Origin of the sequence: Pseudoalteromonas sp. GW168-MNA-CIBAN-0100, from assembly GCF_040309225.1 — a bacterium.
Lineage (GTDB): Bacteria > Pseudomonadota > Gammaproteobacteria > Enterobacterales > Alteromonadaceae > Pseudoalteromonas > Pseudoalteromonas arctica.
In genome coordinates, this window is sequence record NZ_JBEOOL010000929.1 from 1 (window position 1) to 246 (window position 246).

The 246-nt window shown below is 33.7% G+C and carries 1 protein-coding gene; it reads right to left on the reverse strand.

Annotation, left to right across the window (positions count from 1 at the left end; genetic code table 11):
* On the reverse strand, nucleotides 1–246 hold a 246-nt coding region (locus AAEY62_RS24060), incomplete at both ends, for a VC0807 family protein (RefSeq protein WP_350636986.1).

A 246-nucleotide genomic window follows, 5' to 3' on the forward strand; every position in this document is an offset into this window, starting at 1 on the left:
TAAATTACATCTAACTTAAATAAAATCGAGTTTAACAGCACCTTTGCCAATAATGGCTTACCAAAAAAACCCGACATTAAAACAGTCAGGCCAATAATACCCGGTATAGCCGCTTCTTTTATTGCCAACCATTCTACATTAAGCTCAAACAGCGCAATGCCACCCGTTAATAAAGTACTTAAAAAACCTAATAATGAAATAAAATTTAACGAGCGTGCTTTAATAAAATCATAAATACCGTAACCC